General features: G+C 50.8%; 1 pseudogene. It reads right to left on the bottom strand.

The annotated features are described in order from the left end of the window. Window positions 1-455 (bottom strand): annotated as a pseudogene (locus KNQ05_RS15885) (copper amine oxidase); the annotation flags it as partial.

Below are 455 nucleotides of genomic sequence, written 5' to 3'. Positions count from 1 at the left end.
GCTTGTGCTTCGATGTGATTTTTCGTCCAAGCTTGCTCGAACTGATCTGCACCGGCTTCACCGTAAATTGATTTGATTGCGGCTTTGAAGTCAGCTGTGTGCATGTCTTCCGCCCAGTTTGCAGCATCGTAGTCTTTCGCTTGATCGACACCTGCCGTCATACTGAGGTTCGCAAGAGCGACGTGTTCAGCAGCAAGGCTGTTGAGTGTTGACCGGAGGTCAGCCGCTTTCGTATCAGCTTTCGAGTTATCGAACTTCTCAGGCATCTGTGTTGTGATCGCGACTGAGAGAGCTTTCGAGATGTCATACATGCGGCTGTATCCTTCACGGAACGTGTTGTACGATCCTTCATAGTCGCCTGCTGCATACTCTTGGAATGTTTTATAGACGTCCGCTTCGTGAGCACGAAGGACTTCTTCAGCTGCTTCCTTCGGAAGTTCGCCTTCTGTCGCAGC

The sequence above is a fragment of the Exiguobacterium sp. s125 genome (assembly GCF_018618605.1).
In the GTDB taxonomy this organism is placed as follows: Bacteria; Bacillota; Bacilli; order Exiguobacteriales; family Exiguobacteriaceae; genus Exiguobacterium_A; species Exiguobacterium_A oxidotolerans.
Note: the sequence above shows the minus strand (reverse complement) of the source record. Positions and strands in the feature narration are given on the sequence as shown.